17 protein-coding genes are annotated in these 19,616 nt (G+C 41.9%); 3 read left to right on the top strand and 14 right to left on the bottom strand.

Going from position 1 to position 19,616, the window contains the following annotated elements; translation table 11 throughout:
• Window positions 1-45 precede the first annotated feature (45 nt).
• The 5 genes from lysS to xerD all read right to left on the bottom strand — a co-directional run bounded on the left by lysS (window position 46) and on the right by xerD (window position 6,179).
• Window positions 46-1,566, bottom strand: coding sequence for a lysine--tRNA ligase (lysS, locus tag SC428_RS15960; protein WP_070925313.1), 1,521 nt, complete (start codon window positions 1,564-1,566; stop codon window positions 46-48).
• Between the two features lie 7 nt (window positions 1,567-1,573).
• A protein-coding gene (gene prfB, locus SC428_RS15965; protein WP_139158610.1) for a peptide chain release factor 2 occupies window positions 1,574-2,675 on the bottom strand; the annotation gives its coding sequence in 2 pieces (ribosomal slippage) (window positions 1,574-2,596 and window positions 2,598-2,675; 1,101 coding nt in all).
• Between the two features lie 136 nt (window positions 2,676-2,811).
• Window positions 2,812-4,545 carry a single-stranded-DNA-specific exonuclease RecJ gene (gene recJ / locus SC428_RS15970; protein WP_140186089.1) on the bottom strand — a complete coding sequence of 578 codons (1,734 nt, stop codon included), beginning with the start codon at window positions 4,543-4,545 and terminating at the stop codon, window positions 2,812-2,814.
• A 9-nt stretch (window positions 4,546-4,554) separates the two neighbouring features.
• Complete coding sequence (gene dsbC / locus SC428_RS15975; RefSeq protein ID WP_318708787.1) at window positions 4,555-5,256, bottom strand: bifunctional protein-disulfide isomerase/oxidoreductase DsbC; 702 nt, start codon at window positions 5,254-5,256, stop codon at window positions 4,555-4,557.
• Between the two features lie 20 nt (window positions 5,257-5,276).
• Complete coding sequence (gene xerD, locus SC428_RS15980) at window positions 5,277-6,179, bottom strand: site-specific tyrosine recombinase XerD (protein ID WP_070925310.1); 903 nt, start codon at window positions 6,177-6,179, stop codon at window positions 5,277-5,279.
• 101 nt (window positions 6,180-6,280) lie between these two features.
• Between xerD and fldB the strand changes: the two genes are divergently transcribed.
• Window positions 6,281-6,799, top strand: a complete 519-nt coding sequence (fldB, locus tag SC428_RS15985; RefSeq protein ID WP_070925309.1) for a flavodoxin FldB — start codon at window positions 6,281-6,283, stop codon at window positions 6,797-6,799.
• 37 nt (window positions 6,800-6,836) lie between these two features.
• Here fldB and SC428_RS15990 read toward each other — a convergent pair whose 3' ends face one another.
• Window positions 6,837-7,247: a protein YgfX gene (locus SC428_RS15990; RefSeq protein ID WP_318708790.1), complete on the bottom strand. Its 411-nt coding sequence runs from the start codon at window positions 7,245-7,247 to the stop codon at window positions 6,837-6,839.
• Window positions 7,228-7,494: an FAD assembly factor SdhE gene (sdhE, locus tag SC428_RS15995; protein WP_318708792.1), complete on the bottom strand. Its 267-nt coding sequence runs from the start codon at window positions 7,492-7,494 to the stop codon at window positions 7,228-7,230. Before sdhE ends, SC428_RS15990 begins: the two co-directional genes overlap by 20 nt.
• Window positions 7,495-7,746: 252 nt before the next feature.
• Here sdhE and ygfZ point away from each other — a divergent pair, with 252 nt between their 5' ends.
• Window positions 7,747-8,733 (top strand): tRNA-modifying protein YgfZ, encoded by a 987-nt coding sequence (gene ygfZ, locus SC428_RS16000; RefSeq protein ID WP_272580121.1) that lies wholly within the window; start codon window positions 7,747-7,749, stop codon window positions 8,731-8,733.
• A gap of 11 nt (window positions 8,734-8,744) precedes the next feature.
• Window positions 8,745-9,365, top strand: coding sequence for an HD domain-containing protein (locus tag SC428_RS16005; protein ID WP_318708794.1), 621 nt, complete (start codon window positions 8,745-8,747; stop codon window positions 9,363-9,365).
• 168 nt (window positions 9,366-9,533) lie between these two features.
• Here the strand turns inward: SC428_RS16005 and gcvP are convergent, their stop codons facing one another.
• The 7 genes from gcvP to SC428_RS16040 form a co-directional block, all read right to left on the bottom strand.
• Window positions 9,534-12,410 carry an aminomethyl-transferring glycine dehydrogenase gene (gene gcvP / locus SC428_RS16010; protein WP_070925304.1) on the bottom strand — a complete coding sequence of 959 codons (2,877 nt, stop codon included), beginning with the start codon at window positions 12,408-12,410 and terminating at the stop codon, window positions 9,534-9,536.
• A 231-nt stretch (window positions 12,411-12,641) separates the two neighbouring features.
• Window positions 12,642-13,034, bottom strand: a complete 393-nt coding sequence (gcvH, locus tag SC428_RS16015; protein ID WP_070925317.1) for a glycine cleavage system protein GcvH — start codon at window positions 13,032-13,034, stop codon at window positions 12,642-12,644.
• A gap of 58 nt (window positions 13,035-13,092) precedes the next feature.
• Window positions 13,093-14,187, bottom strand: a complete 1,095-nt coding sequence (gcvT, locus tag SC428_RS16020; protein WP_070925303.1) for a glycine cleavage system aminomethyltransferase GcvT — start codon at window positions 14,185-14,187, stop codon at window positions 13,093-13,095.
• Window positions 14,188-14,834: 647 nt separating this feature from the next.
• Window positions 14,835-16,064, bottom strand: coding sequence for an FAD-dependent 2-octaprenylphenol hydroxylase (gene ubiI, locus SC428_RS16025; protein WP_140181840.1), 1,230 nt, complete (start codon window positions 16,062-16,064; stop codon window positions 14,835-14,837).
• Between the two features lie 23 nt (window positions 16,065-16,087).
• Window positions 16,088-17,266 (bottom strand): 2-octaprenyl-6-methoxyphenyl hydroxylase, encoded by a 1,179-nt coding sequence (ubiH, locus tag SC428_RS16030; RefSeq protein ID WP_070925302.1) that lies wholly within the window; start codon window positions 17,264-17,266, stop codon window positions 16,088-16,090.
• A gap of 34 nt (window positions 17,267-17,300) precedes the next feature.
• The gene (gene pepP, locus SC428_RS16035; RefSeq protein ID WP_140181836.1) at window positions 17,301-18,611 is read right to left on the bottom strand and encodes a Xaa-Pro aminopeptidase; all 1,311 of its coding nucleotides are present in this window, start codon (window positions 18,609-18,611) and stop codon (window positions 17,301-17,303) included.
• Window positions 18,612-18,818: 207 nt separating this feature from the next.
• Window positions 18,819-19,397, bottom strand: coding sequence for a YecA family protein (locus SC428_RS16040; RefSeq protein WP_070925300.1), 579 nt, complete (start codon window positions 19,395-19,397; stop codon window positions 18,819-18,821).
• Window positions 19,398-19,616: the final 219 nt, after the last annotated feature.

The following is a 19,616-nucleotide window of genomic DNA, read 5'->3' on the forward strand; positions in this document are numbered from 1 at the left end:
TATGTTAACTGGGCATTCATTGAGAAATAATAAGTTTTAAACTTATTAAGCTTTAGATGGGCGCAATGCAGGGAATAAAATAACATCACGGATCGTATGGCTGTCAGTAAACAACATCACCATACGGTCAATCCCAATACCTAAGCCCGCTGTTGGCGGTAGGCCATGTTCTAATGCAGTAACATAATCTTCATCATAGAACATCGCTTCATCATCACCTTCATCTTTATGACGAACCTGCTCAGCGAAACGTTCTGCCTGATCTTCAGCATCATTTAACTCAGAGAAACCATTACCAATTTCACGACCACCAATGAAAAACTCGAAGCGGTCAGTAATGAATGGATTATCATCATTACGGCGTGCTAACGGAGAAACTTCAGCTGGATATTCAATAATGAAAGTTGGTTGAATTAAGTGGCTTTCGGCAACTTCTTCAAAAATTTCACATTGAACTCGACCTAATCCCCAGCTATTTTCAATTTTAATACCAAGAGATTGAGCAATCGCAACGGCTTTATCCATATCATCCAGATCCGCGACATTGGTTTCTGGGCGATATTTACAAATTGCTTCTTTCATTGTCAATTTAGTGAATGGTTTACCAAAATCAAATTCTTGCTCACCATATTTGACAACGGTAGTCCCTAAGACTTCTTGCGCTAAAGTACGGAACAGTTCTTCTGTCAAATCAATCAAATCACGGTAATCAGCATAGGCCATATAGAGTTCCATCATGGTGAACTCAGGGTTATGGCGAGGTGATAAACCTTCATTACGGAAGTTACGGTTAATTTCAAACACACGCTCAAAACCACCAACAACTAAACGTTTTAGATACAGTTCAGGCGCAATACGCAGATACATATCAATATCTAGTGCATTGTGGTGTGTCACAAATGGACGTGCTGATGCACCGCCAGGGATCACCTGCATCATTGGTGTTTCAACTTCCATGAAACCTTTACCTACCATAAAATTACGTAATTCAGATAGGATTTTAGAACGCACCATAAAGGTGTGGCGTGATTCATCATTTGCGATCAAGTCAAGGTAACGCTGACGGTAACGCGTTTCTTGATCCGCTAAGCCATGAAATTTGTCAGGTAATGGGCGCAGTGCTTTTGTCAATAAACGAACTTCATGACAATGAACGGTCAGCTCACCCGTTTTGGTTTTAAATAAGCGGCCTTTAGCACCTAGGATGTCACCTAAGTCCCACTTTTTAAATTGTTCGTTATAAATGCCTTCCGCTAAATCATCACGAGAAACATAAATTTGAATACGACCACCCATATCTTGCAAGGTTGCAAATGATGCCTTACCCATAATACGACGAGTCATCATGCGCCCTGCAATTGAAACTTCAATATTAAGATCTTCCAGCTCTTCTGCTGATTTCTCATCATATTGTGCGTGGATCTTCTCAGAAGTGATTTCACGACGGAAGTCATTTGGGAACGCGATCCCTTTTTCACGTAAAGTAACCAGTTTCTCTTTACGGGTCTTTAATTCGTTATTCAAATCGGGAGCTTGTTCTGCACCCTGTTGTTGCTGCTGAGACATTTTTTCCTCACAGGCCAGCTTTTAGACTAGCTTCAATGAATTTATCCAAATCACCATCCAGTACGGCTTGCGTGTTACGCGTTTCCACACCAGTACGTAAATCTTTAATACGCGAATCATCAAGAACATAAGAACGAATTTGACTGCCCCAGCCAATATCCGATTTGTTCTCTTCCATCGCTTGTTTATCTGCATTCTTTTTCTGCATTTCCAGTTCATAAAGCTTGGCTTTTAACTGGCGCATAGCTTGATCTTTATTTTTATGTTGCGAACGGTCATTCTGACACTGAGTCACAATGTTAGTCGGTATATGGGTGATACGTACCGCTGACTCAGTTTTGTTTACGTGCTGACCACCAGCACCAGAGGCGCGGTAAACGTCAATCCGTAAATCCGCTGGGTTGATTTCAATATCAATATCGTCATCAACTTCAGGATATATAAAAGCAGAACTAAACGATGTATGACGACGGCCACCTGAGTCGAATGGGCTTTTACGCACTAAACGATGCACACCGGTCTCTGTTCTCAACCAACCATATGCGTAATCGCCAATAATTTTAATTGTTGCAGATTTTAAACCCGCCACATCACCGTCTGACTCTTCAATAATTTCTGTTTTGAAGCCTTTCGATTCTGCCCAACGCAGATACATACGCATTAACATACTTGCCCAGTCTTGGGCTTCAGTACCACCGGAACCAGCCTGCAAATCAATATAACAATCAGCACTGTCGTATTCACCTGAAAACATCCGACGAAACTCTAATTGTTCTAATTTCAGTTGTAGCTGTTCTAACTCTTCGCCCGCTTCATTAAAGGTGTCTTCATCATCTGCTTCAACAGCGAGTTCAAGTAAACCTTCAACATCCTCAATGCCTTGAGTGAGCTGATCAATGGTATCGACGATCGCCTCAAGTGAGGAACGTTCTTTACCTAAGGCTTGCGCTCTTTCAGGTTCGTTCCAAACATCAGGTTGTTCTAGCTCCGCGTTAACTTCTTCTAAGCGCTCTTTCTTGGCATCATAGTCAAAGATACCCCCTAAGAACCACCGTCCGGTCAGACAAGTCCTGAATCTTACTTTTTACTGGGTTAATTTCAAACGTCATTTTTCAATGTCTTATGTTGGGTCATTTAATAGAATGAATTCTTCACAAACTGTCAATTATATCGGAATTCCCCCGCAATTTATAGCGCCATAAAAACCTAATAGCGGAATAAATCATAGTCAGTAAACAAGGAGAATTATTCAGGCCAAATATGTTCCACCATCAATTGAACACTCTTTTGGCCTCTAAACTCATTAACATCCAATTTAAAGGCTATTTTAGCGCGTTTAACACTGTTATCCGGCCAACGGCGCACATCAATATTAAACATGATGGCATCCAACATTGGCCCTCCATTTACAGGCTCTAATATTAGTTTAAGGTGACGTTCACCGACTAAACGTTGCTGTAGCAATTGGAAGTGACCATCAAATACTGGCTCAGGGAATGATTGTCCCCACGGACCACTTTCACGCAGAAGCTCGGCGGTTTCTAAGGTGAACTCACTGCGTGCTAATTCACCATCACTCCACACTATCCCTGCTAATTGCTCAGGTTGAATTAATTCACCCATCAATAATTCAAAATGATGTTTAAACAACTCAAACTTTGTTTCTTCAAGGCTTAAACCTGCCGCCATGGCATGGCCACCAAACTTTTGCATCAACCCCGGCTGTAGCGTGTTCAAGCGCTCTAAAGCATCACGCATATGCACACCTTGGACTGAGCGCCCAGATCCTTTTAATGTTCCATCACCCGCTGGTGCAAAAGCAATCACAGGCCGATGGTATTGCTCTTTGATCCTCGACGCTAAGATACCAACAACCCCTTGATGCCATTCAGGGTGATAAATCGCTAACCCATTCGGTAATTGGCTATCGCCATACTCGATTTGGTTAAACAAAACTGAGGCTTCTTGCTGCATACCCGCTTCGATTTCTCGCCGTGCTTGGTTTAAACCATCCAATTCATTAGCCAGCTCTCGTGCATAAGCCATATCATCAGTCAGTAATAACTCAATACTCACTGACATATCATCCAAACGACCCGCCGCATTCAAACGAGGCCCCAAGGCAAAACCAAAGTCATTAGCCACTAAACGAGAGCATTCACGTTTTGAAACCTCAATTAATGCCTTGATCCCCGCACAGCAACGACCTGCTCTTACTCGATTTAGCCCTTGATGCACTAAAATTCGGTTATTGGTATCCAGTGGAACCACATCCGCAACGGTACCTAATGCAACAAGATCCAGATATTCGGCTAAATTGGGTTCACTAAGCCCTTGCTGGGCAAACCAGCCTTCTTGGCGAAGTTTGGCTCGTAATGCCGACATTAAATAGAATGTAACACCGACCCCTGCAAGCGACTTTGAAGCAAACTGGCAACCGACTAAATTAGGGTTAATAATGGCATCTGCGTTAGGTAATAGTTCTCCCGGTAAATGGTGGTCAGTCACAATAACTTTAATACCAAGACGATGCGCTTCCTCAACCCCTTCATGGGATGAGATACCATTATCCACCGTGACAATAAGATCTGTGCCTCGTTTATAGGCTTCTTCTACCACCAATGGCGTTAACCCATAACCATTTTCAAAACGGTTAGGAACGATATAATTTAAGTTTACATACCCCATTTTGGTGAGTGCTCGGATAGCTAATGCGGTACTGGTTGCACCATCAGCATCAAAGTCACCCACGATGGTGATACGTCCTTGGTTTTCTAATGTGCTATACAGTAATGATAGCGCACTCTCTACCCCTGATAATGCACGATAATCTAATAAATTAGAGGCTTTACGCTCTAACTGTGCAAGATCAGTAATGCCTCGATGAGCGTATACACGTTGGAGGATCTCGGGGAAGCCTGACAGTGCTTTGATATCATCGGTTAATGTGCGCTGACGCAAAAAGGTTTCTACATTCACAGTAATTAACTATTTTTGTTCAAGTATCTTTAAAAGATCATCAGGTGCTAAATAGCCTGATAGTAGCTGCCCATCGGGTAATACGATTGCGGGTGTTCCTGTCATTTTAAATTGACGGCCTAAATTAACGTGTTTACTTAGATCAATTTTACAGTCATCAATCATAGCAATTTCATCGCCTTTAAATGCTTTAGTGAGCGCATTTTGTGGTAAAGCATTACACCAAATAGAAGCCATCTGTTTTGCTGATTGGTGATTTAACCCCTGACGAGGGTATGCAAGATAACGTACGGTAATCCCTTTTTCATTTAACTCACCAACGGATTCATGCAGTTTTTTACAGTAACCACAGGTAATATCAGTAAAGACTGTCACTACATACTTTTCTTTTGGCGCTTTAAAAATAATCATTTGATCTTTTAGCGCTTCAATTTTTTTCATCAATGATTGATTGGAAATATTCGCAGGTACCTTACCACTAAGATCATAAATAGGGCCTTGTACCAAGTATTTACCATCATCAGTTACATAAATAATGCCATCTGATGTATCAACAGTATTCAGACCCACAATCGGTGATGGTTTAATCGACTCCACCACTAAATTATATTTAGCGAGTTTTTCTTCGATAATTTTATCATCAGTGGCCGCATGGGCTGACACAGAGAATGCTGCGAAACAAGCTGCCCATAATAATAATTTACGTTTCATAATTATCCTTATCATGCACATCACCCCCTAGGATGATGCTGCTCATGTAACATGCGCAAGCGTTCAGTTGCGACATGCGTATAAATCTGGGTAGTTGAAAGATCACTATGACCTAACAACATCTGTACAACACGTAAGTCCGCTCCATGGTTCAATAGATGTGTGGCAAAAGCATGCCGCAGAACATGAGGGGAAAGCGCTTCGGAATCAATATTCGCGATCACCGCATAATGCTTAATACGGTGCCAAAAGGTCTGCCGAGTCATCTTCGTGCCACGCTTACTTGGAAACAGCACATCACTGGTTTTACTACCTAAAAGATCGGCTCGCCCTTCTTGGATATATTTTTCAACCCAATAAATAGCTTCTTCCCCTAATGGGATCAATCTTTCTTTATCACCTTTACCCACAACACGGATCACCCCTTGGCGTAAACTGATATCAGAAAAGGTTAAGCCCACCAGCTCTGATACACGCAAGCCACAAGCATACAAAACTTCCAACATGGCTTTATCACGTAGCTCCAAAGGATCTTCCGTTGCGGGTGCATTAAGTAGATCATCGACCTGTTGTTCACTTAAATCTTTTGGTAGCCGCTGAGGTATTTTAGGTGCAGCAATCACAGCTGAAGGGTCATCTAAGCGTATTTTTTCACGATAAAAATACTGAAATAGCCTGCGCATCGCACTCAATAACCGCGCCGAACTGGCTGCTTTATAACCACCATCAATTCGTTCAGCTAAAAAGGATTGTAAATCTATTGATTGAACATTTTCTAAATTTAATTTATTTGCTTCTAACCATTTATCTAATAATTGTAAATCTAAACGGTAAGATGCCAATGTATTTTCAGCAAGATCTTGCTCTAACCAAATAGTATCAAGAAATTGTTCAATCAATGGATTAAGTTGTTTTGTTTCCACTTGCCCTATCTTCCTCTTCGCGATCACACAATCATTATGCCTGAATTCGCTTCATTCTGTTACAATACCTCTCTACTGCAATGAAAACTAGTTACATTAACATGAAAATAGGTCTCTTTTACGGTTCTAGCACTTGTTATACCGAAATCGTCGCAGAGAAAATACGCGATATCCTTGGTGATAACTTAGTCACATTACATAATGTTAACGATACACCACCTGAGCTAATGGAACAGTATGACGTTCTCATTTTGGGTATCCCTACGTGGGATTTCGGTGAAATACAAGAAGACTGGCTAGCAATTTGGGACGCGCTTCCCAATCTTAAACTTAGCGGCAAAATTGTTGCTATGTACGGCATGGGTGATCAAATTGACTACAGTGAGTGGTTCCTTGATGCACTAGGGATGCTTTACCATCAATTGAAGCCTACTGGTGTCAAATTTATTGGTTTTTGGCCACTAGAAGGCTATGAATTTGAAAGCCCTAAACCACTGACGGAAGATGGCAGCCAGTTTGTCGGCTTAGCACTGGATGATGTCAATCAATTTGATGAAACAGATGAACGTATCGCCCAATGGTGTATGCAGGTGCTAACTGAGCTCGAAGAATTACTGTGATCATGGCCGAAATTTTTGCCGATTACTGCAATATGCTTTAAATATCTGGATATTGCAGTAACAGTTGGTTTAAATTACGCCAATTCTCTTCTGATAACGAATCTCTCGCCACCCATAAATGGATTTTTTGTGGCTTCCCTTGTAGCGCACTTAACGTGAGTAATGTGCCAACTCGAGTACACCACGGCTGTTTGACAATACTCCACTCATTCTTTTTCCATTGTACTTTGTTACCATTAACGAGGACTGCAACCCCTTTAATTTTACTGATGTTTTTTTGGCTTTTTGCCCAACTTGCGATCACAATCACCAGCAAGGGTAACCATACCATTGAGTTACCCGGAGCCCATGGTGCAACTAATAAGATGAAGCCGACTATCCCATGAATACAGGTTGAAAAAAATTGAGTTTTCCATGAAATGGAGAGATTAGATTTCCACAGGACCACGATTTTTATTTCTTTCCTGGATCAGTTTAACCATACTAAACAGCTCTTCATCCTCTGGACGACCGTGATTCATGAGCCAATTAAATAAATCGGGATCAGTACATTCAAGTAAACGAACAAAAGTGTGTTTATCTTTGTTAGAAAGGCTATCAAACTCATACTCAAAAAATGGCATGATGGAAATATCTAACTCGCGCATTCCGCGACGACAAGCCCAATGAATTCTTGCTTTGTTCTCTATATCCATTCCACTACGGCCTTATTTTGTTGCAGTTAACTGATAAGATTGGTTATTTTTAATACTCTAACAGATTATTACTCAAGAAAACATGATGTAGAATACAATGTTACCAATTTCCATCATACTATCGCGTTTTTATCCAAGAATACCGATTAAAAATATTAAATAATTGATAGTGCATCATAATAATTACTTGCAATGTTATCCAGCTATTTTACCATTAACCCCCTTCTGAAATGAAAGAATACAGGTGAAATCATGACTACTGACGTTACTCACTTACCCTCATTCCCTCTCGATTCTCAGTCTTTACCACTTATATTGATTTCACTGGAAAACTGGGGACTCGTTCATTTACATGGACTTGACGCTCAAAAATATCTACAAGGCCAAGTTACTGCTGATGTTGATGCGCTGACATCAACACAACATACTTTAACCGCACATTGCGACCCTAAAGGAAAAATGTGGAGTGATTTACGCCTATTCCATCACCTTGACGGCTTCTCTTACATAGAAAGAAGTAGCGTCATTGAAAGTCAATTGGCTGAACTGAAAAAATATGCCGTATTTTCAAAAATCACTTTTGAGCAAAAAAGCGAATTGAAATTACTCGCTGTGGCAGGAAAAGGTGCCCGCGAAACGTTATCAACACTCTTTAGCACACTCCCAGATGATGAGAGCCAAGTGGTTGTTGATGGTAATTCTACCCTATTACATTTCTCTTTGCCGAATGAGCGCTTCTTGATCGTTACAGATGAAGCTACTGCACAAAAATTAGCAGATGCTATCAAAACCACAACGGATGATCAGCAATGGCTCTCACTCGAAATTGAAGCGGGTTATGCGGTTATCGATCAGGAAAGTAGTGCCCAACACTTACCACAAGCAACTAACTTACAAGCTCTACCTTATGGGATCAGCTTTAAAAAAGGCTGCTATACAGGGCAAGAAATGGTTGCTAGGGCTAAATTCCGTGGTGCGAATAAACGTGCTATGTATTGGCTAAAAGGCACAGCAGAGTCGGTACCTGCGGTTGGCGATGGTGTAGAATGGCAGCTTGGCGACAAATGGCGTCGCACAGGTAACGTACTTGCAGCCGTTAAATTAGCCAATGGTGAAATTAATATTCAAATCATTATGAATAATGATATGGAAGCAGACAGCGTATATCGCGTTACGGGTGATGAACAAAGCCATCTAACCATTCAACCGTTGCCCTACTCTTTGGAAGAAGAAAAATAATTGAGGTTTTTATGTCATCTGTAAATGGTAATAAGCCAGTTGAAGTCATGAATTTTGGCGGGTTTACCGAAGTTGTTCAGTTTTTAATGGAATTAGATAAACTAAAAAGTGTTTATCGCAAAAATAAGCTGTTGAACAACGAAAGACAAGAAAATACGGCTGAGCACAGCTGGCAATTCGCAATGGCAGCCATGAGCTTTGCCCCTTATGTTAAAGGTGTAAATGTCGACCATGCCATCAAACTGGCCCTAGTACATGACATTGTTGAAATCGATGCAGGTGATGTGTTGGTTTATGACATTGCTGCACGTGATGCTATCCGTGAACAAGAAATTAAAGCCGCTGTGCGTATTTTTGGCTTACTGCCTTTCCCACAAAACGAACAATTTTTAGCCTTATGGAATGAGTATGATGCCGCTGAAACATTAGATGCAAAATTTGCTAATGTGATCGATAGAACCATTCCAATGCTATTGAATTTACACAATCAAGGCCAAAGTTGGGTAGAAAATAATATTCGTTTAGAGCAAGTTATTGCTCGAAATGAATTTATTGAGGAAGTTTTCCCTGAGTTTTGGGAAGAGCTATTGCCACAATTAGAAGCCGCTCAACAAAAAGGCTGGTTGTTGTAAGAAGTTTCAGTATTTTTGTCAGCCACCCGGTGAAATCATCGGGTGTTTTGCCTAAAAATACGACAACGTTATTTTAAAGAATAATTTTCTGAGCGTTAAAAAACAAAGCTCCCCGATAACATCGCTATCGGGGAGCTAACTTACCACATTGATTTAAATCAGTATCAATTAAACGTAGTCTTCAATTGGTACGCAGGAACAATGCAGATGGCGGTCGCCATACACATCATCCAAGCGTTTTACTGCTGGCCAATATTTATTCGCTTTAGTCGCTTCTGTAGGGAATACCGCAAGTTCACGGCTATATGCATGATCCCATTCCCCTGCAAGCTCAGTTTGCACATGAGGTGAATTAACCAAAGGGTTGTCCTCAAGTGTCCATTCACCTTTAACAACCCTATCTATTTCACTACGAATAGACAGCATTGCATCAATGAAACGATCAATTTCAACTAGACTTTCGGACTCTGTAGGTTCAATCATTAATGTTCCAGCAACAGGGAATGACATGGTTGGTGCATGGAAACCATAATCAATCAACCGTTTCGCAATATCCAGTTCACTGATACCTGTGTCTTTCTTGATTGGACGTAAATCAACAATACATTCATGAGCGACATAACCATCACGACCAGTATACAAAATGTCATAGTGACCTTGCAGACGCTTAGCAATATAGTTCGCATTTAAAATCGCCACTTGGCTAGCTCTTCTTAAACCATACGAGCCCATCATGCGAATATACATCCAGCTAATTGGCAGGATTGATGCGCTACCAAATGGTGCGGCTGAAACCGCGCCTTGGTCTGTCACCATCTCTTGCTCAACGACTGAGTGTCCCGGAACAAATGGTGCTAAATGTTTTTTAACACCAATTGGCCCCATACCCGGACCGCCACCGCCATGTGGAATACAGAAAGTTTTATGTAAGTTTAAGTGGGAAACATCTGCACCAATATAGCCAGGTGTCGTCAAGCCCACTTGTGCGTTCATATTAGCGCCATCAAGATACACTTGGCCGCCAAACTGATGGATGATTTCACAAACTTCTTTGATGCTTTCTTCATACACACCATGAGTTGATGGATAAGTTACCATCACACAAGAAAGATCGGCGCTGTGTTTCTCCGCTTGTTGACGTAGATCAGCAAGGTCAATGTTACCTTCGTCATCACAACGTACCACGACCACTTCCATACCTGCCATATGAGCTGATGCAGGGTTGGTACCATGTGCTGATGCGGGGATCAGACAAATATTACGATGCCCTTCATTACGGCTTTCATGGTAACGGCGGATCGCTAATAATCCAGCATACTCCCCTTGAGCACCTGAGTTAGGTTGCATGCACACGGCATCATAGCCAGTGAGCTGCACTAACCAGTGGGATAGCTGCTCGATCATTTGATGATAGCCTTGAGCTTGCTCTGGTGGGCAAAACGGATGCATTTCGCCAAACTCAGGCCAAGTAATAGGTAACATTTCTGCTGCGGCATTCAACTTCATCGTACATGAGCCTAACGGGATCATAGCTTGGTTCAATGCCAAATCTTTGCGCTCTAAACTATGCATATAGCGCATCATTTCGGTTTCACTGTGATAACGATTAAAGTTTGGATGAGATAAAATAGCATCATTACGCTTCATCGCCGGTGAAATCGCTTGTTCCTGAGCAGCAACCTGTTTATCCAGTTTTTCAAAATCTAATTTTTGCTCGCTACCTGTGATCACAGCAAATAAATCATTTAAATCTTGGCGAATGGTTGTTTCATTAAATGTAACGCCAACCGCACCATGAACATCTGTTCGAAGATTGACTTGCGCTTTTTCTGCACGAGCCAATACCGCTGCTTTATCAGCAACTTCGATGGTTAAAGTATCAAACCAACTATTGTGGCGCAGGGTTAACCCTGCTTCTTGTATCGCCTGAGCAAAAATCGATGTAAAACGATGAATGCGCTCAGCAATCAATCTTAAACCTTGCGGGCCATGATAAACGGCATACATTGCAGCAATATTGGCAAGTAATACTTGCGATGTACAAATATTGGAGTTGGCTTTTTCACGGCGAATATGCTGTTCGCGGGTTTGCATTGCCATCCGAAACGCAGTATGGCCTGCCGCATCACGTGATACACCAATAATACGTCCCGGCATCGCGCGTTTAAATTCATCACGACAAGCAAAAAATGCCGCGTGTGGGCCACCATAGCCCATTGGCACGCCAAAGCGTTGCGCAGAACCGAAAACAATATCAGCGCCCTGTTTACCCGGAGCTGTTAGCAACACCAGTGCCATCATCTCTGCGGCAACACAACTCACGATTTTGCGTTCTTTTAGCTTAGCAAACAGCTCAGTGTAATCGTGTACTTCGCCTGTCGTGCCAACTTGTTGTAATAACGCACCAAAAATACCTTCATGATCCAGTACTTTTTCTGCTTTATCGACAATCACTTCAAAACCAAATGTACCAGCGCGAGTACGAACAACATCAAGTGTTTGTGGATGGATATCATCGGCAACAAAGAAACGTTCAGCATCTTTAAGCTTACTGATACGTTTTGCCATCGCCATCGCTTCTGCCGCCGCAGTGGCTTCATCCAACAATGATGCTGAGGCTAATTCTAAGCCAGTCAAATCAATGGTGACTTGCTGGAAATTTAACAGCGATTCTAAACGTCCTTGGGATACTTCAGGCTGATAAGGGGTATAAGCGGTATACCAACCTGGATTTTCAAGTAGATTACGTAAAATCACTGGCGGTAATATTGATGGGGCATATCCCATACCAATATAGCTTTTATACCTTTTATTTAAACTCGCAATCGTTTTAAGTTCTGCAAGCGCTTCTTGTTCTGTCGCACCGCTCCCCACTCTTGGTGGTTCAGCAAGTAAAATCGCTTTCGGTACAATATTGCCCGTCAGAGCATCAAGAGATGCCGAACCAACTGTGTCCAACATGGTTTTAACTTGTTCTTCTGATGAACCAATGTGGCGTTGAATAAATTCTGAACGGTTTTCTAATTGACTCAGAGACATCGTCATATCTGTATTCCCATTCCTATATCTGCTGCAAAAAGGGTAAGCTTATACTCTAAATAATTCGAGCTGTAGCTAAGCGACAAAACGAATGAGTCGCTAGAAGCATAGAAAATAGAGCGACCCCATACAAAAAGAGTCTCATCCCCCTATCTTCAAAAAGCGCTGCAACTTGAAATATGGCAGGTATAAAAGAAAAGCGCCCCATAATGTCTTCATTACGGGGCGCTTAACGGTTTATTCTTCTTCCGCAAGTAATGCTGAGTAAGCATCAGCGTCTAGCAGGTCTGTCAACTCTGATTCATCAGAGATTTTAATTTTGAAGATCCAGCCTTCTTGATAAGGTTGCTCGTTGACTAATTCAGGCGAATCATTCAGCGCCTCATTGACTTCAACAATTTCCCCCGTCAGTGGTACATAAATATCAGAAGCGGCTTTTACGGATTCAACCACCGCACAATCACTGCCAATATCCACCGCACTACCCACTTCGGGTAGATCGACGAAAACCATATCGCCTAATAGCTCTTGGGCATGTTCAGTAATACCTACGGTATATACCCCATCACCTTCATGACGTACCCACTCATGTTCACGGGTATATTTCAGCTCAGCAGGAACATTACTCATCATTAACCTCACTCTTATGTTCGAATTTTTAACGTCAAATATTAATCAATAGCGACAACTAAACGAGGGCTTTCCCTTCTCGTACAAATCCCGGTTTTACGACCTGAACTGGCATCTCTCGATTACGAATTTCAACAATCGCACTGTCTTGTATTTCTTTTGGCACACGCGCCAAAGCAATACTAAATCCAAGTGTCGGAGAGAAAGAACCGCTAGTAATCACGCCCTCTTGTAACTTACCTAAGTCATCAGTAAAGCGCACTGTTTGCCCTGCACGTAAAATGCCTTTTTCATGCATAACGATACCGACCAATTTTTCAGTGCCTTGCTCTTTTAATTTTTCTAATGCTTCACGACCAATAAATTGGCGTTCTTCAGGCTTCCAAGCAATCGTCCATCCCATATTAGCGGCTAATGGAGAAATAGTTTCATCCATATCTTGTCCATAGAGATTCATACCAGCCTCAAGGCGTAGCGTATCTCTTGCACCTAAACCGGCTGGATGGACACCTGCTTTAATCAGTTGACGCCAAAAATCGACGACTTGCTGTTTAGGAAGCGCAATTTCATACCCTTTTTCACCGGTATAACCTGTTGTGGCTATGAATAAGTCGCCAGCTTGCACACCGTAAAAAGGTTTCATATCAGCAATCAGTGCACACTGAGACTCGGATAGTAAAGAATGGACTTTTTGTTGTGCAGTAGGGCCTTGAACGGCCAGTAGAGCGAGGTCATCACGCACTTCAATAGAAACGACGTAGGATTTTACGTGCTGTTCAATCCATGCGATATCTTTATCGCGCGTTGCGGAGTTCACCACTAGACGATAAAAATGGTCATCTAGGTAATAAACAATCAGATCATCAATCACGCCTCCAGAGGCGTTTAGCATCCCCGTATAAAGTGCTTTACCTTTCTCTGTCAACTTGGCGATGTCATTTGCTAACAAATAGCGAAGAAAGTCACGACAACCTTCGCCATGTAAATCGACTATGGTCATATGGGAAACATCAAACATCCCAGCATCGGTTCTGACGATATTATGTTCATTGATCTGTGAACCGTAATGCAGTGGCATCATCCAACCATGAAAGTCCACCATTTTTGCACCACAAGCTATATGCTCATCATATAACGGGGTTTGCTTTGCCATGAATACCCTCTTTACATTTTTGAATATGATAGGGTGAGCGCTACCATTCTGTGCAGTAAAGAGGATCATCACTACACAGCCAGTAACGCTACGCAAACGATAACATCTTATTAAAAACTACCACTGTTTTTAGCAAGAAACCATTAAAAAAAATAGGGCTACCAGCTCTCTGTATTACTGATTACAGAGAAGATAATCCAGCGAAATTTGTTAAAAAATTGAGAATGATCACTCAATAACACTATGTTTAATACAAAACAGTAGAGTAAATCATCATATCCACAGTGTTCTTAACTAAAAATCAATGTTAGCACTGAACCATAAAATTAGTAAAACTAATGCGAAAATCGATTGTGATTAGAATTTCTCAATCATTAATAACAAAAATAACAGTGATAGGTTGATCTTTCATGGCCCTCCATCGGTCATAAAATATGGTTATTCTTTAATGAATTCGAAATTCAGATAGGTAATAAGCAAAAGATAATCAGAAGGAATAGATAAACGATATGGCTCGACAAATGTAACGTGGTCAATGATATCTCAATGAAAAGCCCTACTGACGCGTATAGGCGGATAAGGCGAGGAAATATTGGCAGATCTACGTCGTTCAACGTTGATTTTCTGCCAATAATTAATCGGTAAGTTTAGTTAGAGAGATCAGGCTCAGCCTTTTTCAACCACTCAGGCATATCAAATAGACCCATTGCATGATTGAGCAATTGCGGTTTTACCCCCGGTAGAGTACCCGCTAAAATTAAGCCGACATCACGCAAGAGTTTCTTGGCTGGATTATTACCATCAAAGAGTTCACGGAAGCCTTGCATGCCAGCAAGCATCATTGCCGCACTGTGTTTACGGTGGCGCTCAAAACTGCGTAAATAGAGATATTGACCGAAATCTTTACCTTCACGATGAAGACGTTTGATTTCACCTAACAGCATTGCAACATCCATAAAGCCTAAATTCACGCCCTGCCCAGCCAGTGGATGAATGGTATGAGCAGCATCACCTAATAATGCCAAACGCTGCGCTGCAAACTGCCTTGCATAACGCCCCGTCAATGGGATCGTTAATCGTTCACTTTCTAGTTGGCACAAACCCAAACGAGTATCAAAAGTAACGGCTAATTCTTTTTCAAAATTAACTTTATCCATTTGTTGGCGTCTAGCGGCATCAATCGCTGGCTGAGACCATACTATTGAACACAAATGAGGATCACTCAATGGTAAAAAAGCTAATATGCCTTTTCCATCAAAGGATTGACGAGCAATTGAATCATGGGGCTTCTCGGTACGAATCGTTGCAACCAACGCTGTATGTTCATAATCCCAAAATGTGAGCGGGATATCCGCATGACCACGTAACCATGAATTTGCACCATCTGCACCGACAATAAGCCTAGCTGTAAGCATAGAGTCATCGGCCAATGTAATGAAGACATCGTTTTCCCCCCATACCACTTTTTGAATGGTTGCAGGTGCTAATAATGTGACATTACGCATAGCCGCTGCTTTTTGCCACAATGCATCACGGATCACGTTGTTTTCAACAATATGGCCTAAATGAGATAAATTTTGCTCTTGTGCGGAAAATTGGATACGACCAAAACTGTCCTTATCCCATACTTCCATTCCTTTATAGGCGGAAGCTCTCATCGATTTTATTGATGACCAAACGTCTAAGTAAGTTAGCAGTTTCTCACTTGCAGCATTAATTGCTGATACCCTCAGCGCATACGGGTCATTCTCTGAAAATGTATTTTTGGCGGGATGATTCTCAATGACCGCAACACGTAACCCTGTACCTTCTAGTCCACAAGCTAGCGCTAAGCCGACCATACCACCACCGGCTATAACCACATCAAATGATTGCATACTTTCTCCTATTAATTCTGTGGTTATTGTTCCGCTACCCAGCCAAGTGTTTGGCGAGCTAGTGCATCGCGTACTGATGGCAACATTTCCATTGCCATTAAACCTAAATTGCGTCCAACCACTAAAGGTAAACAACGGTTGGCAAAAACTCTCACTAATCCATCCGTCATGGTCACGGTTTTTTCTCTATCAATGCTTCTGGCTTGCTGATACGTATTCAACAGTGCATATGCGCCAATATCTTGATTTTTCTGATAGGCTTTAACCACTAACTCGGCCAATTGCATCACATCACGAATACCAAGGTTGAAACCTTGTCCTGCGATTGGGTGCAGTGTTTGTGCGGCATTACCGACCAAAACAGTACGATGACTAATTGGGTTTAAAGCCTTACGTAATGATAGCGGATAACAAAAACGTGTTCCCGCCTGAGTGATTTTGCCAAGACGCCAGCCAAACGCTTGCTGAAGCTTATTAATAAACGTTTTATCATCCCACATTTTGATGGTGTCAGCTTGTTCTTGTTGATGACACCAAACCAGTGAACTGCGCCCTTGAGACATCGGTAACAGCGCTAACGGACCAAACTCAGTAAAACGCTCAAAAGCTCTACCTTGAGGATCAATCGACGTTTTCACATTGGCAATAATCGCCACTTGACCATAATCAGTTTGCTGCCATTGCATATGACAAGCCTGCCCTACTGCCGAATGGCTACCATCGGCCGCTACCAGCAATGCGCCGGTGAGTATTTCGCCACTATCTAAAGTGACCTCAACATAATCGCTATGCCGCTGGATAGTTTCTACTTTTGCTGGGCAATATAATGTAACACCTGCCGCTTTACCTAATAACTCGAATAATCGAGTTCCTGCATCATGCAATTCAATGACATTACCTAATTCAGGAATATGGTAATCCTGTGCATTGATATTAACAAACCCTGCATGACCGCGATCGGAAACGTGAACATGGGTTATTGGTGTAACGCAATCAGCAAGCGCTTCCCAGATGTCAATTTTAGCTAACCGCTGACAGGTTCCATGGGCAAGTGCGATCGCTCGGGCATCAAACCCCGGATGCTCGCCTTCTGGCAAAGAAGCTTCAACCAGCGAAACTGATAACTTCCCTTGGCTTAACGCAGAAATGGCCAGTGCCAAGGTTGCACCCGCCATTCCACCACCCACAATAATCACATTCATGTTGTGTTAATTACCTTTTACTACTCTCTTAAGCTTAATGAGCGCTTGCCATCAATGCTTCTATTTCATCAGGATCTTTGACGACTAAATCAGTCAAGTTTTCATTGCCGTTTTCAGTGATCACAATGTCATCTTCAATACGGATACCAATGCCACGATACTCAGGAGGTACATCTGCATCTGGTGCGATATACAGCCCAGGCTCCACCGTCAATACCATACCCGGCTCTAAAATACGGTCACGGTCGGCGCCATAGAAACCAACATCATGCACATCTAATCCCAACCAGTGACTTAAACCATGCATAAAGAATGGAAATAGTGCTTTGTTCTCGATCAATTGATCTACGTCGCCATGTAAAATACCTAGCTCAACTAGCCCTTCAACTTTGATACGCACAATTTTTTGTGTGACTTCATGGATACTTGTACCAGGGCGATACAATTCTAAAGCGGTATTTAGTGCCTTGAGCACAATTTCATACAGCTCACGTTGCGGCTTGGTAAATTTACCGTTTACAGGGAATGTACGTGTGATATCGCCTGCATAGCCATCAAATTCAGCCCCTGCATCAATTAAGACCACTTCACCGTCTTTCATTTCGCATTCATTTTCTGTGTAATGCAAAATGCAGGCGTTTTCACCACTACCAACAATGGTGTTATAAGATGGGAAACGTGCACCATGGCGAGTAAATTCATATTCTACTTCACCGCATAACTGGTATTCAAACATGTTTGGCTTACAAGTTTTCATGGCACGAATGTGCGCCAATGCTGAAATTTCACCCGCTTTACGTAACGTGGCTATCTCTGCTTCAGATTTAAACAAACGCATTTCATGCACGAGTGGACGCCAATCAATCATCGTTGACGGTGCACGTAAATTACGACGGCTACCTTTACGTAAGGTCTCTAATGCATCAAACACTAATTTATCTGCATACTCGAATTCACCTTGAGCATGGTAAATAACATCAAGGCCATTCAATAATTGATATAACTGTTCTTCTATTTCGTCAAAAGGCAATGCTTTACTAATACCCAGTTTTTCTGGAGCAGCCTCTTGGCCTAAACGACGACCAAACCAAATTTCAGCAGTAAGGTCACGTATACGGTTAAAAAGTACGGTATGACTATGTTTTTCATCGCTTTTGATTAGTAACAATACGGCTTCTGGCTCACTAAACCCTGTCAAATACAGGAAATCACTGTGCTGACGATAGGGGTATTCACTATCCGCATTGCGTTGTGCGCTAGGTGCTGAGAAAATAATAGCGGCGCTTGCTGGCTCCATCTGAGCCAATAATGCGTTACGACGAGAAATAAATTCCTGCTTATTCATACCGTTTCTGCCTTATTATTTAGATTGTTGAATTAATAGTATGCCCTTGTAGCTAATGCTAAAGCATATAACGGCCGTCACTTAACCTGTATTAATTTTACTGAATAAACCGCTATTTAGCTCAAATAAGCAAATATACTCCCCATCAAACAAGATGTAGCATTATCGGCTACATCTTGAATACAATAGATCTTACGTTGATGGCGTTTAATGGAGCGTTGGTTTGTTGTTTTCAACATCCGTTGGTGCTTTTTTACCTTCAGTAAAAGTGATATAGCAAAGCTGTACTGCCACTCTGACATACTCAACCACTTCTTCTAGCGCCTGCTCAAGCTCTTCTTGATCTTCATCTTCATCGTAACCCAGCATGCCAATGTTACGTAAATCAGTAATCACCTCACTAACTTCTTTTTTCTCTGCAAGTTTAGGCTGAGCGACCCCAAGTCCTAATAGAAAATGATTCACCCATCCAGCTAAGGCATCAGCGTGATCAAACACTGATGCATTCTCATCAGGAAATAACATAGAAAAGGCAAAATCACTGTCATCTAATGCTTCATAGGTGGTGTCATAGAGATCACGTAATGGCTGAGCAATCACTTGAGAAAAAGCCAGTCCATCATTAGCCAGATCATGAACTAATGTCTGCCAACCTTGGTCACGGCTTCCACCACAAATAAGTCCAGTAATCAGTCCGTGAATTTCTGCGGCTGTAAGCGCAATGGAATTTTGTTGGAGAAGAGTGTCCAACGTTTCATAGTTTGGTAAAGATTTTTGTATAGACATCTGAATTCGTCATGTTAGCTAATCATTCATGATATGCTACCATCAAGGGTAGTCGCTATACCAGTAAGCTTTTGTGATCTGTATTATTAATCAAGCGCTTTATCTAGCGAAATTTCCAGACTCTGAATAATTTGAACGGTTGCTATCAGTACTGCAACTTGGGTTATAACGGGTGTATACTCGAAATAATTCGAATTGCAGGTAGGCAAGGAGCATAGA

It is taken from the genome of Providencia sp. 2023EL-00965, assembly GCF_033550225.1.
GTDB classification, from domain to species: domain Bacteria; phylum Pseudomonadota; class Gammaproteobacteria; order Enterobacterales; family Enterobacteriaceae; genus Providencia; species Providencia manganoxydans.

Bases quoted from the DNA above. Each gene is read 5' to 3' on its own strand.
- lysS (WP_070925313.1), bottom strand. From the start codon at position 1,566: ATGTCTCAGCAGCAACAACAGGGTGCAGAACAAGCTCCCGATTTGAAT.
- dsbC (WP_318708787.1), bottom strand. From the start codon at position 5,256: ATGAAACGTAAATTATTATTATGGGCAGCTTGTTTCGCAGCATTCTCT.
- fldB (WP_070925309.1), top strand. From the start codon at position 6,281: ATGAAAATAGGTCTCTTTTACGGTTCTAGCACTTGTTATACCGAAATC.
- sdhE (WP_318708792.1), bottom strand. From the start codon at position 7,494: ATGGATATAGAGAACAAAGCAAGAATTCATTGGGCTTGTCGTCGCGGA.
- ygfZ (WP_272580121.1), top strand. From the start codon at position 7,747: ATGACTACTGACGTTACTCACTTACCCTCATTCCCTCTCGATTCTCAG.
- SC428_RS16005 (WP_318708794.1), top strand. From the start codon at position 8,745: ATGTCATCTGTAAATGGTAATAAGCCAGTTGAAGTCATGAATTTTGGC.
- gcvP (WP_070925304.1), bottom strand. From the start codon at position 12,410: ATGACGATGTCTCTGAGTCAATTAGAAAACCGTTCAGAATTTATTCAA.
- gcvH (WP_070925317.1), bottom strand. From the start codon at position 13,034: ATGAGTAATGTTCCTGCTGAGCTGAAATATACCCGTGAACATGAGTGG.
- gcvT (WP_070925303.1), bottom strand. From the start codon at position 14,187: ATGGCAAAGCAAACCCCGTTATATGATGAGCATATAGCTTGTGGTGCA.
- ubiI (WP_140181840.1), bottom strand. From the start codon at position 16,064: ATGCAATCATTTGATGTGGTTATAGCCGGTGGTGGTATGGTCGGCTTA.
- ubiH (WP_070925302.1), bottom strand. From the start codon at position 17,266: ATGAATGTGATTATTGTGGGTGGTGGAATGGCGGGTGCAACCTTGGCA.
- pepP (WP_140181836.1), bottom strand. From the start codon at position 18,611: ATGAATAAGCAGGAATTTATTTCTCGTCGTAACGCATTATTGGCTCAG.
- SC428_RS16040 (WP_070925300.1), bottom strand. From the start codon at position 19,397: ATGTCTATACAAAAATCTTTACCAAACTATGAAACGTTGGACACTCTT.